This window comes from Egibacteraceae bacterium (genome assembly GCA_035540635.1).
Lineage (GTDB): Bacteria > Actinomycetota > Nitriliruptoria > Euzebyales > Egibacteraceae > DATLGH01.
This window is the reverse complement of record DATLGH010000042.1, coordinates 1-14,016: the sequence shown is the minus strand read 5'-3', so window position 1 is coordinate 14,016 and position 14,016 is coordinate 1. Positions and strand designations below refer to the sequence as shown.

The 14,016-nt window shown below is 72.9% G+C and carries 12 protein-coding genes; 7 read left to right on the top strand and 5 right to left on the bottom strand.

What is annotated here, in order from left to right:
- Positions 1 to 339 precede the first annotated feature (339 nt).
- From VM324_07245 to pknB, 3 genes are all read right to left on the bottom strand, one after another.
- Positions 340 to 1,941: a hypothetical protein gene (locus VM324_07245; GenBank protein HVL99070.1), complete on the bottom strand. Its 1,602-nt coding sequence runs from the start codon at positions 1,939 to 1,941 to the stop codon at positions 340 to 342.
- Between the two features lie 257 nt (positions 1,942 to 2,198).
- Complete coding sequence (locus tag VM324_07240) at positions 2,199 to 2,702, bottom strand: M48 family metallopeptidase (GenBank protein ID HVL99069.1); 504 nt, start codon at positions 2,700 to 2,702, stop codon at positions 2,199 to 2,201.
- A 98-nt stretch (positions 2,703 to 2,800) separates the two neighbouring features.
- Positions 2,801 to 4,720, bottom strand: a complete 1,920-nt coding sequence (gene pknB / locus VM324_07235; protein ID HVL99068.1) for a Stk1 family PASTA domain-containing Ser/Thr kinase — start codon at positions 4,718 to 4,720, stop codon at positions 2,801 to 2,803.
- 72 nt (positions 4,721 to 4,792) lie between these two features.
- On the opposite strand from pknB, the gene VM324_07230 reads away from it, so the two are divergent.
- Both VM324_07230 and thiE read left to right on the top strand, forming a co-directional pair.
- Positions 4,793 to 5,140 carry a hypothetical protein gene (locus VM324_07230; protein ID HVL99067.1) on the top strand — a complete coding sequence of 116 codons (348 nt, stop codon included), beginning with the start codon at positions 4,793 to 4,795 and terminating at the stop codon, positions 5,138 to 5,140.
- Positions 5,141 to 5,222: 82 nt separating this feature from the next.
- The gene (gene thiE / locus VM324_07225) at positions 5,223 to 5,876 is read left to right on the top strand and encodes a thiamine phosphate synthase (protein HVL99066.1); all 654 of its coding nucleotides are present in this window, start codon (positions 5,223 to 5,225) and stop codon (positions 5,874 to 5,876) included.
- Positions 5,877 to 5,887: 11 nt separating this feature from the next.
- Here thiE and VM324_07220 read toward each other — a convergent pair whose 3' ends face one another.
- Positions 5,888 to 6,778 carry a hypothetical protein gene (locus VM324_07220; protein HVL99065.1) on the bottom strand — a complete coding sequence of 297 codons (891 nt, stop codon included), beginning with the start codon at positions 6,776 to 6,778 and terminating at the stop codon, positions 5,888 to 5,890.
- 82 nt (positions 6,779 to 6,860) lie between these two features.
- Between VM324_07220 and VM324_07215 the strand changes: the two genes are divergently transcribed.
- The 5 genes from VM324_07215 (at position 6,861) to VM324_07195 (ending at position 12,975) form a co-directional block, all read left to right on the top strand.
- Entirely contained in the window at positions 6,861 to 7,778 is a 918-nt protein-coding gene (locus VM324_07215; protein HVL99064.1) for a glycine betaine ABC transporter substrate-binding protein, read from the top strand.
- Positions 7,779 to 7,941: 163 nt separating this feature from the next.
- The gene (locus VM324_07210; GenBank protein ID HVL99063.1) at positions 7,942 to 8,190 is read left to right on the top strand and encodes a DUF6504 family protein; all 249 of its coding nucleotides are present in this window, start codon (positions 7,942 to 7,944) and stop codon (positions 8,188 to 8,190) included.
- Between the two features lie 102 nt (positions 8,191 to 8,292).
- Positions 8,293 to 8,982, top strand: a complete 690-nt coding sequence (locus tag VM324_07205) for a UdgX family uracil-DNA binding protein (protein ID HVL99062.1) — start codon at positions 8,293 to 8,295, stop codon at positions 8,980 to 8,982.
- Positions 8,983 to 9,005: 23 nt separating this feature from the next.
- Entirely contained in the window at positions 9,006 to 11,738 is a 2,733-nt protein-coding gene (gene aceE, locus VM324_07200) for a pyruvate dehydrogenase (acetyl-transferring), homodimeric type (GenBank protein ID HVL99061.1), read from the top strand.
- Between the two features lie 178 nt (positions 11,739 to 11,916).
- Complete coding sequence (locus VM324_07195) at positions 11,917 to 12,975, top strand: L,D-transpeptidase family protein (protein ID HVL99060.1); 1,059 nt, start codon at positions 11,917 to 11,919, stop codon at positions 12,973 to 12,975.
- 117 nt (positions 12,976 to 13,092) lie between these two features.
- On the opposite strand, the gene VM324_07190 is transcribed toward VM324_07195, so the two are convergent.
- Entirely contained in the window at positions 13,093 to 13,875 is a 783-nt protein-coding gene (locus VM324_07190; protein ID HVL99059.1) for a lysophospholipid acyltransferase family protein, read from the bottom strand.
- Positions 13,876 to 14,016 lie beyond the last annotated feature (141 nt).

The following is a 14,016-nucleotide window of genomic DNA, read 5'->3' as shown; positions in this document are numbered from 1 at the left end:
CTCCTGCCCCGGCGCCCACCGCGTTCGCGACCGTTGGGGCCATCTCGACGAGCATCCCGCTGCCGGGCGTCGTCCCGATCATGCGGGACGTGAATGCGGCGAGCGCCTCGTAGGGGCTGGCGCGTCGTCCGGACCCAAACGCAGGCGCTGACCGTACCCAGCCGTCTCTGCCGATGGAACCCGGCCGGGCCGGAACGATGACCCACGACTATGAGCGCAACGGCACGACGGATCTGTTCGACGCTTCCACCGTCGACGGACCACGAGATGCTCAGGCTCCCAATGAAGGGAGACCACCGATCTCGCCTGGTGGTCTCCCTGGTCGGTGTCGGTCCGCGCCTACGGAGTCGAGGAGTACCAGAAGTAGGTGGCCCAGTTGCCACGCTGGACGAACCGCTGCCCCGCCCCCCAGGCGGACTCCTCCGCCGTCGTGTCGTCCACGACCCGCTGCACCTTGGCGTGCGCGGCGACGACCATGCCCTCCGCCGGGTCAAGATCTCCCAGCGGCATCGTGTAGGAGTAGGTGTTCACGGCCGGGCTATGCCGAGCCTTGTGCGGGAAGTGGCCCGGGGTGGGCTGGCCCGCGTTGGCGCCGCGCCGCGTGGCCGGGATGTCGCCAACCTCGTTCCCGACGGCGAGGTGGGTCTCGGTGAGCACCCAGCCGCCGGTCGTGCGGTAGGTCACGATGAGGTCGGTGGCGTCGTGACTGACGCAGACCTGGCCGACGTTGATCGTCTGGCCCGCGAGCAGCGGCGTGCACTGCTCCTCCGTCGGAGTCTGCCCCGCGGTCACCTCCACCGGCGCGGTCGGCCCCGTGGGACTCACGGTCAGCCCGCTCGCAGTCGCGTGTGCCTCGTTGTGGTAGGTGCCCGGTGTCGCGGCCACGACGACGTTGAACGCCAGGGACGTCGTGCCCCCATCGGGGGGAACCGTGAAGGGGCCACTCCACGTGAGCGCCTGGCCGACCACCGCCGGATCGGTGACGGTGGCACCGCTCGAACTCCCCGCGACATAGCTGAAGCCTGCCGGGAGCGTGTCGGTGATCGTGTCCAGGGTCGCGGCGGCAACGTTCGGGTTCGTCACCGTGATGGTGTAGGAGTTCTGACCACCGGCGGGGGTGGTCGGAGAGGCCGCGGTCTTCGTGGTCGTCAGCGGCACGTTGCCGATCGGGGAGAAGGTCGTGAGGTGCGAGAGGGTCAAGGCACCCCCGGCCGGCACGGTCACCGTCCAGCTGAGCCCCGCCCCGTTGTCGATGAGCTCGTTGCACCGGCAGGTGTCGGGGAAGGCCAGCTGCGCACCGATGCGCGACCACACCTGGCTGTAGCCGGCGTGGTAGTGGTTGCTGCCCGGGGTGATCGGCAGCCACTGCTCGATCCGGGCGCCCGGCGCGGTCGACGTCGTGCAGGCAACAGCCCCGTTGGCGTCCACACGCCCGAACCCGAAGTCGCTGCCCTGCAGGTAGCAGTCACCGGCGCGGTAGACGATCGCCGGGGCGGCGGCACTGCCGGTGTTGTCCAGGCGCACGTCGGTGCGGTAGCTCTCCTCACCGACGACGTACGAGTCCGTCTGCCTCAGGCGCAGACCCGTGTCCCCGAGGTCGACGACGGTCACGAGGCGGTAGGGGTCTGCGCCGGTGCCGGTCCCGGTCACCGCACTCTGGCTCACGCGCGTGAACGCTGTGCGCGGTGTCGCGCCGCTTCCCGCCGCGATGTGTGTGGGTCCGTACAGCGTCCCGCCGGTCGCCACCAGCGTGGCGCAGGCCCCGGTGGGGTCAGACGAGGGGTAGAAGGAGAAGACCGAGTCCGCCGCGTGCTTGACCTGGCAGTTCAGCTCGTCGCTGATGATGATCCGCTCCAGCGGCCCGGCCGAGGTGATCTCCGGCAGGGCGTTGTGCGCCGCCTCCGCCGGCATCGGCGCAAGCAGGAGCAACAGACCGACCACTGCCGCCAGACTGGCGCGCAGCCCACGAGCTGCATTCTGCTGAACAGCATTTCCCTGGAGCATCGCTACCCCCCGTGTGCGCCTCAAACAGGACAAAGTCGGCACGATCGGGCAGGGTTGACACAGGGTGAAGAAAGCGTTCCTCCCCCGAGTCCCATCCCGCCTTGCGCCCCGCTGGATGCCTTGCATCCGTGGCGGGACCGTACTCGAACCGGAGTGATGCGTCAATTGGTCGCCTGGAGGAGACCGCCGCAACATTAGTCGTCGGGGTCGTCACCCTTGGCGATAAGGAAGCCCCGTGCGCGCTCGGCCTTCGGGTAACGGCCGACGAGCGCCCAGAAGGCTCGGCTGTGGTTCGGCTCGGCGAGGTGGGCGAGCTCGTGAACGATGACGTAGTCGAGCACCCACGGCGGGTAGGCCGCCAGGCGGCGGGACAGGCGGATGGTGCCGTGCGCGGGCGTGCACGAGCCCCAGCGCCACTCCTGGTTGTCCACCCAGCGGATCGCCGCGGGGCGGGGCAGTCCGTAGCGGGCGGCGACATCCGCGGCGCGACGGTCGAGGTCGACCGCCCCGGACCGGACCTTGCGGGCGACCCGCCGGCTCATCTCCCTGACCCAGTGCGCCTCCTCGGCGGCGGTCATCGCGGCGGGTATCGACACGCGCAGCACGCCGCCGACCATGCGGGCCTCGACGGTCTTGCGCCGCCGCGGGCTGCGGACGACCTCGACGGGAAGCTCGGGGATGCGGTCGACAACGCTCATCGTGGGGCCCCTTGCGGCAGGGTCAGGCGGGTCATGGGACGACCGTACGCGGGGGGTGTGACTGCCCGGGGGGAGAGCCTCGGGGGAGCGGCAGGCGCTCAGCCCTCGGAGAAGGTGTAGAGCGTCACCGTCTGGCCCCGGCGCAGCTTCGTCCCGGGAGCGGGGTCTTGCACCTCGATGCGCCCGACGCGCCCGGCGGGGAACGGTCCGAGGCGCGGGCGTGGCTCGGCGACGACCCGCGCGACGAGGCCGGCGCCCTCGATCTCGGCCACCGCGTCGGCCACCGGGTCGTTGCGCACGTCGGGCACCTCGACCGTCGCCGGGCCCCGGGAGACCGTCACGGTCACCGTCGAGCCCTCGTCGACCTCGGTCCCGGGACCGACCGACTGGCGGATGACGTCGCCGGGTGTGGGGAACTCGTCGCTGTACTCGCCGGTGAACGCCGCGAGAAGGTCGGCCTCGGCGAGCGCCTCCTCGGCCTCGGCGCGGTCCATGCCGGACAAGTCGGGCACGGTGACCTGCCGGACGCCGAGCGAGACGTTGATGACGACGGCGTCACCCTGGGTGAGCGCCTCACCCTCGGGGGGCATCTGCGCCTGCACCTGGCCGGCCGGCACGCGCGAGTGCTCTTCGTCGACGCGCACCTCGAAGCGGTACTCGGGGCCTTGGAGCAGCGCGAGTGCCTCCTCCCGCTCCAAGCCCGCGACACCCGGCATGACGACCGGTGCCCGGCCCGCCGAGACGACGACCGCGACGGACCCGCCGCGACGCAGCCGCGCGCCCGGCCCGGGATCCTGTGCGAGCACGTGGCCGGCCGGCATGGCGAAGTCGTGCTCGCTGCCGGCGACCGTCAGCTCCAGGCCGAGGCGCGCGAGCTCGGCCGCGGCCTCCTCCTGGGAAGTGCCGAGGAGCCCGGGCACCCCGGTGACGGGTGCCAGGAGGAAGTTCCAGACGGCGAAGGCGCCACCCACGGCGGCGGCGAGCAGGAGCAACGCGACGAGCGCCCTGCGCAGTCGTGCCGGCCGACGGCGCCGCGGAGCCGCCCCGGCGCCGTCTTCCGCAGACGAGACCGCGGGCACCGACACCGTCTCCGCCGTCTCCGCGGGGATGACGAGCGTGCGCTCGGCCCCGTCGGCGGCGCTCACGGTGACCGGTCGCGGACCGCCCGGCACGGCGGCGCGGAGCGCCGCAACGAGGGCGAGCAGATCGGGATAGCGCTTGTCGGGGTTGATCGCCGTCGCGCGGGTGACCACCCGGTCGAGGGCGCGCGAGGAGTCGGACACGAACGCGCTCGGCGGGGGCACGCTCTCACGTGCGTGGCGCACGGCGATCGCCATGGGACTGTCGGCCGGCAGGGGCTTGCGGCCGGTCAGCAGCTCGAACAGCACGACCCCGACGGCGTACTGGTCGCTCGCCGGCGTGGCCTCCCGGCCGTCCACGAGCTCGGGGGCGAGGTAGTGCACGCTGCCGATGAGCGCACCCGTCTGCGTGTGCCCGGTCTCCGCCACCGCCCGCGCGATGCCGAAGTCGGCCACCTTCGGTGTCCCGTCGGGGGCGATGAGCACGTTCTCGGGCTTCACGTCCCGGTGGATCAGCCCTGACGCGTGCGCGCGGGCGAGCGCGTGGCAGACGGGCTCGATGACCGCGAGGGCCTCCCCCGGGGGGAGTCGCCCGCGCGCGGTGAGGATCTCGCGCAGCGACGGCCCGTCGACGTGCTCCATGACGATGTAGGGCAGGTCGGCCACGCCCTGGTCGAAGACGTTGACCACCGAGGGGTGGAGCAGCGAGGCGGCCAGCCGGGCCTCGGAGCGGAACCGCTCGAGCAGGGTGGCGTCGTCCGCGAGGTGGCCGTGGAGGACCTTCACCGCGACATCGCGGTCGAGGGTCTCGTCGCGGGCGCGAAAGATCGTCGCCATGCCGCCGGCGCCGATGCGTGCGACGAGGCGGTAGCGGGCTGCGACGAGGCTGCCCACCGTGACGGAGCCGTCGCCGGCGACGGTCCTCGAGGTGATGTCCATACCGGCAGTGAGTCTACGGCGGGGTGGGCGCGCTTCGCGGGAGGCAGAGCGCTGCCCTATCCTTGCGACCCCATGACCGACGCGCGACCGGACGGGTTCCACCACGATCTCGTGGCGTTCGGCTTCTCCGCCGTGCAGAAGGACCGCCGGGGGGTGCTGCAGTACGCGCGCCGGGCGAACAGCTACCTCACCGAGTGGGTGCACGACGACGGCTCCGAGGCACTCTTCACCTGGGAGTTCGCCCTCGGTGAGTACTGCGACGCCGCCGGGTGGCAGATCGGGGCGGCCGAGACGAGCCTGCACATCCTCTACCCGCAGTTCGACGTGCAGCTCACCCGCGAGATCGATGCGGTCGCGGCGGAGGTGGCGCGCCTGGAGTCACGTCTCAGCGGCCTGAACCTCGCCGACCCGGCCCTGTGAGGACCCGGGGGTGCGGCGACGGGCCCCTGCGCGACCCCGCCGCCGAGGCCGCGCCCGGCGCGCCCGTGGGGAGCCGCGGGCCGTGACCCGCGACGGGGACTGGCGGCGGCGGCGGCTCGCCGACGCGGTGCTCTACCTGTGCGTGGACCGGCGCGCCGAGCAGGGCGACCTGCCCGAGCTGCTCGACGCGGTCCTCGCGAACGGGGTGGACGTCGTGCAGCTTCGCGACAAGGCCGCGGGCGTCGACGAGCTGCGTGCGGCCGCCGCGGTCTTCCGGGCCGCCGCGGAGCGCCACGGTGCCCTGTTCGTGCTGAACGACGACCCGTCCCTGTCCGTGGAGGTCCACGCCGACGGTGTGCATGTCGGCCAGGACGACGCCCTGCCCGCCGAGGCGCGCGTGATCGTCGGGGTCGAGCGGATCGTCGGCCGCTCCACGCACACCGTCGCGGAGATCGACCGGGCGCTCGTCGAGGACTGTGACTACTTCGCCGTCGGACCCGTCCACGCGACGCCGACGAAGCAGGGCCGGCCACCGATCGGCCTCGAGCCGCTGCGTCACGCCGCGGCCGTCGCCGGTGACCGGCCGTGGTTCGTGACCGGCGGCATGGCGCCCGCCACCGCCCCCGCGGTGCTCGCCACGGGCGCGCGCCGCCTCGTGGTGGTCCGCGCCCTCAGCGAGGCTGCCCGACCCGCCGCCGCAGCCGCCGAGCTCGCGGCCCTCCTGCGCCGGGCCTGACCAGGGACCTTCTACAGCAGCGCGCTCGTCATTGCGCGCAGCTCCTGGGGGACGAGGATGGCATCGAGGCGGTCGACGACCGTGCCGTCGCCCGCGATCGTGAACACCCAGGGCTCGCTCGGCAGGTTCCACTCGACCACGGGCGGGGTGAGGCTCCGCCCAGCGTCGCTGTAGATCTCGACGTGGACGAACGCCACGTCGCCCCAGTCGCCGTCGGTGCGCACCGCCTCGAGGTTCTCGACGGCGGGCCCGCACACCGCGGTCTGGCAATAGGCGGGGGTGGCGAAGAGGAGCACGACGGGCCGGCCGCCGGCGATCGCCTCGTCGAGGCTGACCTCGTGCATGCCGCAGGCCTCGGGCTCGAGGGTGCAGAGCCGTTCGAGGCCCATCGGGTCGGCCACGGTCGGCGTGGCGGTGACGGGCGCGGCCTCGCCGGGCACCGGCAGCTTGCTGTCCTCCGGGGCGACGACGCTCACCGCCACCTCGCCGACGGCGTCCCCGTCGCGGACGACGACGACGACGCGTCCCGGCTCGGGGACGTCGATGCGGGTGACGTAGACGCCGAGCGGTCCGCCGGCGTCGACGAACTCCGCGGGGAACGGCCCCGCGAGCTCGTTGCCCTCGAGGTCGTGGACCCGGACGTCGAGGTCTGCCTCGCGCAGGGGGACGCTGTCGGCGGTCGTGACCCCGAACGCGAACCGCCGGTCGGTGCCGGCCAGGGTCTCGAACGAGGCGCTGATCACGACCAGGCTCTGCTCCTCGCCGGTGCTCGTCTCCACCGACGCCTTGCCGGGGGGTCGCCCGGGGGGCTGCGCCTCCTCGCCGCACGCGCCGAGGGCTCCACCGGCGGCGAGAGCCCCCGCTGCCAGGCCGGCGGATCTCAGCAGAGCTCTTCGGTGCATGCGGCTACGGTCCTTCTCGAAAGGGAGGGCGCCGACCAGCGTAGCGTCGGCGGCACCGGGCAACTGACGGCAGACTCGCCGTATGCGCCCCTGCGCTCCGCATCGGCCCCGCATCGTGCTCGCCGCCCTCGTCGCGTGCGTGCTCGCCGTCACGGCGTGCCTGCCCGCGACGTCGCGTCCGTCCCCGACGGTTGTCGTGGGGGTCGGCTCCACCGACGAGCAGCGCCTGCTCGCGGCGCTCAGCATCGTCGCCCTCGACCGCGCGGGCCTCGCCCCGGAGATCCGCGCGGACCTCGGGAGCACCGTCGACCTGCGGCGGGAGGCCATCCGGGGCAACATCGACCTGTTCTGGGACTACACGGGCGCCGCGTGGGCGCTCGGGCTGCACCAGCAGACCCCGCCCGCTGACCCCACGGAGTCCTACGAGCGGGTGCGCCGGGCCGACGAGGAGCGCAACCTCACCTGGCTGGAGCCGGCTGCCGCCAACGCCACCCTCGCCCTGTTCGTCCGCGAGTCCCAGCTGCCCGCCGACGAGCCGGCCACGCTCTCGTGGCTGTCACGTGGGCTGTCCGGGCAACGGCTCTGCGCCGACCGGGACTTCATCCGGCGGCCCGGCGGGCTCGCCGACCTCGCCCGGGCGTACGCGTTCAACGTCGACGACGTCGAGCTCGTGGCCGCGGACGAGCAACAGGCCATCGAGCAGGTCGCGGACGGCTCGTGCTACGCGGGTCTGGCCACGGCCACCTCGGGGGCCGCACGGCGGGCCGGTCTCGTGCCGGTGAGCGACGACCTCGTCGTGTTCCCTGCCTTCGTCGTCGCCCCGGTCGCGCGCAGCCGCACCCTCGAGCGGGCGCCGGAGGTCGCGGCTGCCCTCGCCCCGGTCGTCGCGCTGCTCGACACCGACCGCCTCGCCCGCCTGAACGGAGAGGTCGTGGGCGGCGCCGAGCCCGAGGAGCTCGCCGAGGAGCTCCTCGACGAGGTCCTCCCCCCACCGTCTTGACGCGGGCTGGTCGCGGGCGTACCGTGCCCGTCGGGATCGAACGGAAGTTCGATTCGGTCCTGGCAACCACGGCGTGGCGGCCGGACGCGAGGGAAGGCGTGAGCCGGCCGCCACGCTGCCACGTCCACGCCGCTCGCGCAGCCGCGCAACCGCGGAGGGACGAATGGCCAAGCGCTACCGGGAACCGGTCGAGGTCGACGTCGACCGCACGGGCCCGACGCGGTTCTCCTGGCGTGGCGCCAGCTACCGGGTGCGGGCGGTGCTCGGCCACTGGAGGGAGGACGCCGGCTACTGGTCGGGCGGGGCGATCGAGGTACCCCAGCGGGACCTCTGGCGGGTCGAGGCGGGGGGCGGGGTGTACGAGCTCGTCCACGAAGCCGGCGCCTGGCGCCTCGACCGGGTGTGGGACTAGCGACCGACGTTCAACGCGGCGCCAGCGCGGGCACACCGCTGCCATGATCCCCCGACGAGGTGTCGTGCGAGTCGCGCTCGGCGCATCGGGGGGGCCGGCCCGGTGAGCGCCGCCGCCGCGCCCCTCGTCCCCGAGCGCGCGACCCTGCCCGAGCTGCGCGAAGCCGCCGCCGGCTGCCGCGCCTGCGCCCTGTGGGAGGGCACCACCCAGACGGTGTTCGGCGAGGGGCCGGCGCCCGCGCCGCTCATGCTCCTCGGCGAGCAGCCGGGCGACCGCGAGGACCGGGAGGGTCACCCCTTCGTCGGCCCGGCGGGCCGCGAGCTCGGAGAAGGGCTGCAGGCCGCCGGCATCGACCGTGAGGCCGCGTACGTCACCAACGTCGTCAAGCACTTCAGCTTCACCCCCCGCGGCAAGCGGCGGATCCACGCCACGCCGAAGACCGAGCACATCACCGCCTGCCGCCCGTGGCTCGACGCCGAGATCGCGGTCGTCGACCCGAAGGTGATCGTCGTGCTCGGGGCGACCGCCGCGAAGGCCCTGCTCGGCCGGTCGTTCCGGGTCACGGCCCAGCGCGGTGAGCCGATCGCGTGGGAGGACGGGCGCACGGTCATCGCCACCGTGCACCCCTCGTCTATCCTTCGGGCCCGCGGGGGCGGGCGACCCGACGAGGACGCCCGCGCCGAGGCTCGCGCCGACTTCGTCGATGATCTCACCGCGGCGGCCCGCCTCCTCGGCCGGTCGGGCGCACTAGGGTTGGACGACAACGGCCCGCGATCGAGGAGGGAACGGTGAGCGACAAGGTCATCGTCGACGGGATGCCGAGCCAGCTGCCCGACGCCGACCCCGCCGAGACGCGAGAGTGGCTCGACTCCCTCCACGCGGTGATCGACGCCCACGGGCGTGATCGCGCGCGCTACCTCGTCCTGCGGCTGCTCCAGGAGGCGCAGGCCAACCAGGTCGGCGTGCCGGCGCTCACCTCCACCGACTACATCAACACCATCCCGCCGGAGCGGGAACCGCCGTTCCCCGGCGACGAGCACATCGAGCGGCGCATCCGCGCCTACATCCGCTGGAACGCCGCGGTCATGGTCAGCCGCGCGAACCGTCCGGAGATCGGCGTCGGCGGCCACATCGCCACGTACGCCTCGTCCGCGTCGCTCTACGAGGTCGGGTTCAACCACTTCTTCCGGGGGAAAGGCGGCAGCGGTGCCGCGGGGAAGGGCGGCAGCGGTGCCGCGGGCGGGGACGACACCACCCAGGCGGGTGACCAGATCTTCATCCAGGGCCACGCCTCGCCGGGCATCTACGCGCGCGCCTACCTCGAGGGCCGCCTGAGTGAGGACCAGCTCGACGGCTTCCGCCAGGAGAGCTCGTCGGAGGGCCTGTCGAGCTATCCACACCCCCGGCTCATGCCCGACTTCTGGGAGTACCCCACGGTCTCCATGGGGCTCGGCGCGATCAACGCGATCTACCAGGCCCGGTTCAACCGCTACCTCCACAACCGCGGCATCGCCGACACCTCCGGCTCGCGGGTGTGGTGCTTCCTCGGGGACGGCGAGATGGACGAGCCCGAGGCCCTCGGCGCCCTCGGCGTGGCCGGCCGCGAGGAGCTCGACAACCTCACCTTCGTCATCAACTGCAACCTCCAGCGCCTCGACGGCCCCGTGCGTGGCAACGGCAAGATCATCCAGGAGCTCGAGGCCTACTTCCGGGGCGCGGGCTGGAACGTCGTGAAGGTCGTGTGGGGCCGCAAGTGGGACGAGCTGCTCGCCCACGACCGCGACGGCGAGCTCGTCCGCAAGATGAACGAGACCCCCGACGGCCAGTTCCAGACCTACACGACCTCGAGCGGCAAGTACATCCGTGAGCAGTTCTTCGACAGCGACGAGCTGCAGCGCATCCTCGCCGCGAGCGGGCTCACCGACGAGGACCTGCCGGTCCTCGACCGTGGGGGGCACGACTACCGCAAGGTCTACGCCGCGTTCAAGGCCGCCGTCGAGCACACCGGGCAGCCGACGGTCATCCTCGCGCAGACCATCAAGGGGTGGACGCTCGGGCCGGACTTCGAGGCGCGCAACGCCACCCACCAGATGAAGAAGCTCACCCAGAAGGCCCTGAAGAAGTTCCGCGACCGTCTCTACCTCGAGATCTCCGACGCCGAGCTCGAGGGCGACCTGCCGCCCTACTACCACCCCGGCCGCGACTCCGAGGAGATCGCGTACATGATGGACCGTCGCCGCGAGCTCGGCGGCTCGCTGCCGCGACGGGTGTTGCGCGCCAAGCCCCTGAAGCTGCCGGCGAAGGACGCCTACGCGGAGCTGAAGAAGGGCTCGGGCAAGCACGAGGTCGCAACCACCATGGCGTTCGTGCGGCTGCTCAAGGACCTGTTCAAGGCGGACGAGCTGGGCCGGCGGATCGTGCCGATCATCCCCGACGAGGCGCGGACCTTCGGCATGGACTCGCTGTTTCCGTCGCAGAAGATCTACTCGCCGCACGGGCAGCAGTACGAGCCCGTCGACCGCGAGATGCTCCTCGCCTACCGCGAGGCCAGGGACGGCCAGATCCTCCACGAGGGGATCACCGAAGCCGGCTCGATGGGCTCCTTCCACGCCGCCGGCACGAGCTACGCGACGTTCGCCGAGCCGATGCTGCCGGTGTACGTCTTCTACTCGATGTTCGGCTTTCAGCGCACCGGCGACTCGATCTGGTCCGCAGCCGACCAGCGTGCCCGCGGGTTCCTCATGGCCGCGACCGCGGGCCGCACGACCCTGAACGGGGAGGGCCTGCAGCACCAGGACGGCCACTCGCTGCTCATGGCGGCCACGAACCCGGCGGTGGTCGCCTACGACCCGTCGTTCGCCTACGAGATCGCGGTGATCGTCGAGGACGGCATCCGGCGCATGTTCGGCGACGCGACCGGCCGCTCGCCCGACGTCATGTACTACCTCACCGTCTACAACGAGCCGGTCGTGCAGCCGCCGATGCCCGAGGGCCTCGACGAGGGGGCTGTCCTCCGGGGCCTGTACCGCTACCAGCAGGCCGAGGGGGAACGCAGCCACCGCGCGCAGATCCTCGCGAGCGGCAGCATCATGCGCGAGGCGCTCGAGGCCGCCCGGCTCCTCGGCGAGGAGTGGGACGTCGACGCGGACGTGTGGAGCGCCCCCGGCTGGGTCGAGCTGCACCGGGACGGGGTCGACTGCGACCGCTGGAACCAGCTCCACCCGACCGACAAGCCGCGGTGGCCGATCGTCACGCAGCTCCTCGCGGACGCCGAGGGACCGGTCGTGGGCGTGTCGGACTACCAGGCGGCCGTGCCCGGTCTCGTCGCCCGGTGGGTGCCGAGGCCCTACGGGGTGCTCGGCACCGACGGCTTCGGCCGGTCCGACACCCGTGCCGCGCTGCGTCGCCACTTCCGGGTCGACGCCGCGTCGATCGTCGTGGCGATCCTCCACGAGCTCGCCCTCGAGGGGGACGTGAAGCACGCGACCGTCGCCGAGGCCATCGCGCGCTACGACGTCGACCCCGACGCGACGACTGCGGTTCCTTGACGTGGTCGAAAGTCCAGCGGCACGGTGCGCGCGCTTGCACTAGACTCCCGTCTTCTACTGCGGCGTGGTGCGATCCATGTTGCTCATGGGCAGGGAAGGCAAGCAGGGGCGAAGGGGCGCGATGACCACGGACGTTTTGGAGGGTGCGCCTTCCGTCCCCGCGGCGGGGGAGCCGGTCGTGCCTGAGCGTGGACACCGGCGCAGGTGGCTGTGGGGGACCGGCGCCGTGGTGGGGCTCGCGGCCTTGGCCGCCGGTGCGGTGGTCGGCTACGGGACGGCTGCGTACGCGGGGAGCTACGACGGGCGCATCCTGCCGACCGCGACCGTGGCCGGCGTGGACGTCAGCGGCCTCACGGCCGAGGAGGCGCTCGCCGCCGTCGAGGAGTCCATCGCGCCCGAGCTCGACCGCCCGGTGACCGTGCGCTGGCAGACGGAGGAGTGGTCCACCACCCCCCGCGAGCTCGGAGCGACGAGCGACGCCGAGGAGGCAGTCGCCGCAGCCGTGGACGCGAGCGCCCACCCCGGGTGGATCGGCTACGCTCGCATGCGCTGGTTCGGCGAGGAGCTCGACTTCGCGCGGGACGTCACCGTCACGCACTCCGAGGAGGGCGCGCGCGACTTCGTCGACGCGATCGCCGCCGAGGTGAACCTCGCTCCCACGGACGCCGCCCTGGACTACTCGACGGGCTGGGTGCAGATCGTCGCGGGCAGCGACGGGCGGGTCGTTGACACCGAGGCCGGCGCCGAGAGCCTCTACGAGGCGGTGACCGAGGGCGACGAGGCCGTCGACCTCGTCGTCCACCCCGTCGCGCCCGAGGTCACCACGGCGTCCTTCGACCAGGTGCTCCTGCTCCGCCAGCTCGAGCACAAGCTCTACCTCTACCGGGGCGGCGTGATCACCCACTCCTGGGACGTCGCGGTGGGGACGGGCGACCATCCCACGCCGGTCGGGCGGTACACCGTCACGGCGAAGCGCCACATGCCGACGTGGGTCAACCCCTCGCCGAACGGCTGGGGAGCCAACATGCCGCCCACCATCGGCCCAGGGGTGAACAACCCCCTCGGCGTCCGCGCCATCAACTGGGACGCGCCCGCGATCCGCTTCCACGGCACCGCGAACGTCGACTCGATCGGCACCGACGCGTCGAAGGGCTGCGTGCGTCTCACGAACACCGACGTGGTCCAGCTCTACGACCTCGTCCGTGAGGGCGCGGCCATCGTCTCGCTGCGCGCGTAGGGCGCCGGCGGCACGTCAGACGAGGAACCGCGCTCCCGCCGCGGCGGGAACGGCCGGGCGCCGGGGCGCACGTCGGGTGACGTGCGGCAACGGCAGTGGCTGTGTGGTGGGCCGGGTTCAGGCGCCCGTTTCGCGCTTGCGCTCGGCCTGGCGCCGAGTGCGGCGGCGGATGCGCTCCTTGACCGCCATCTCCTCCGCCTCCGCGGTCGTCGGGGCGGTGCCGCCGAGGTGGGCGGGCAGCCACCAGCGGTCGTCGTCGTCAGCGGGTCGCTGCGGGTACTCCTCGGCGGCCCGCTCGACGAGCTCGCCGATGCGGGCCATGAGGCGCTTGGTGACCTCCCCGGCGTCGTCGTCGGGCTCGTAGGGGATCGGGGCGCCGAAGTCGACGGTGATGACGACGCGCCGCTGCCAGTTCGGCGGGCGGCCCTTCGTGACGATCCGCTGCGACCCCCAGACCGCGCCCGGCACGAGCGGCGCCGAGGCGTTCATCGCCATCCGGGCGGCGCCCGTCTTGCCGGCCGCCGGCACGAAGGAGCGGCTGATCGTCGACTCGGGGAACATGCCGATGACCTCGCCGCGGCGCAGGGCGTCGCTCGCGGCGCGCACGGCGACGTCGGCTCGGCCGAAGCGGTCGACCGCGATGTGCTTCATGCCGCGCATGAGCGGCCCCGCGACCGGGTGGTCGAAGATCTCCTTCTTCGCCAGGAACCGCACGAGGCGCCCCTGGTCGCGCGCGGCGTAGCCCACGAACGCGAAGTCGAGGTAGCCGATGTGGTTGGTGGCGAGGACGGCGGGCCCCTCGGCCGGGACGTGCTCGCTCCCCCGGACGCGGAGGTCCCATCCCATGATCTTGAAGAAGGCGATCGCCGCACCGACCACAGGTGTGTACACCGGCTCCATGGGCGTGGACTCCTCGGGCCAAGGGGGGCGGGGGTGCGTGAAGAGCGAAGGTTACGCGGCGCGGCGGTACCGGTCGACTCCCTCGAGGCGGGCCGCGGCCGGCGGGCTGTCGAGCGGGTGGGTTGAGGGGCCCCTCGGGGG

Excerpts from the sequence above, each read along its gene's own strand:
- VM324_07215 (HVL99064.1), top strand. The coding sequence starts at position 6,861 with ATGCGCCCCTGCGCTCCGCATCGGCCCCGCATCGTGCTCGCCGCCCTC.
- VM324_07220 (HVL99065.1), bottom strand. The coding sequence starts at position 6,778 with ATGCACCGAAGAGCTCTGCTGAGATCCGCCGGCCTGGCAGCGGGGGCT.
- aceE (HVL99061.1), top strand. The coding sequence starts at position 9,006 with ATGCCGAGCCAGCTGCCCGACGCCGACCCCGCCGAGACGCGAGAGTGG.
- VM324_07240 (HVL99069.1), bottom strand. The coding sequence starts at position 2,702 with ATGAGCGTTGTCGACCGCATCCCCGAGCTTCCCGTCGAGGTCGTCCGC.
- VM324_07190 (HVL99059.1), bottom strand. The coding sequence starts at position 13,875 with ATGGAGCCGGTGTACACACCTGTGGTCGGTGCGGCGATCGCCTTCTTC.
- VM324_07230 (HVL99067.1), top strand. The coding sequence starts at position 4,793 with ATGACCGACGCGCGACCGGACGGGTTCCACCACGATCTCGTGGCGTTC.
- pknB (HVL99068.1), bottom strand. The coding sequence starts at position 4,720 with ATGGACATCACCTCGAGGACCGTCGCCGGCGACGGCTCCGTCACGGTG.
- VM324_07210 (HVL99063.1), top strand. The coding sequence starts at position 7,942 with ATGGCCAAGCGCTACCGGGAACCGGTCGAGGTCGACGTCGACCGCACG.